1 protein-coding gene is annotated in these 563 nt (G+C 66.3%); it reads left to right on the top strand.

Annotated features, from left to right (window positions below; translation table 11 throughout):
* Positions 1-563 (top strand): TCP-1/cpn60 chaperonin family protein (locus Aph01nite_RS41005; protein WP_275419375.1); only part of this gene is annotated, 563 nt, incomplete at both ends.

Raw genomic sequence — 563 nt, 5'->3', positions numbered from 1 at the left:
AAGATGATCGCGTTTGACGAGGACGCCCGGCGCGGTCTCGAGCGCGGTATGAACCAGCTCGCCGACGCCGTCAAGGTGACCTTGGGCCCCAAGGGCCGCAACGTCGTGCTGGAGAAGAAGTGGGGCGCTCCCACGATCACCAACGATGGTGTCTCCATCGCCAAGGAGATCGAGCTTGAGGACCCGTGGGAGAAGATCGGGGCCGAGCTCGTCAAGGAAGTCGCCAAGAAGACCGACGACGTCGCGGGTGACGGCACCACCACCGCCACCGTGCTGGCCCAGGCGCTGGTGCGCGAGGGTCTGCGCAACGTGGCCGCCGGGGCGAACCCGATGTCGCTGAAGAAGGGCATCGAGGCCGCGGTCGAGCGGGTCAGCGAGGAGCTGTCCAAGCTGGCCAAGGATGTGGAGACCAAGGAGCAGATCGCCTCCACGGCCTCCATCTCCGCCGGGGACGTCGAGATCGGCGAGCTGATCGCCGAGGCGATGGACAAGGTGGGCAAGGAAGGCGTCATCACCGTCGAGGAGAGCAACGCCTTCGGTCTGGAGCTTGAGCTCACCGAGGG

It is taken from the genome of Acrocarpospora phusangensis, from assembly GCF_016862995.1.
In the GTDB taxonomy this organism is placed as follows: domain Bacteria; phylum Actinomycetota; class Actinomycetes; order Streptosporangiales; family Streptosporangiaceae; genus Acrocarpospora; species Acrocarpospora phusangensis.
This window is presented reverse-complemented; position numbering and strand designations above follow the sequence as displayed.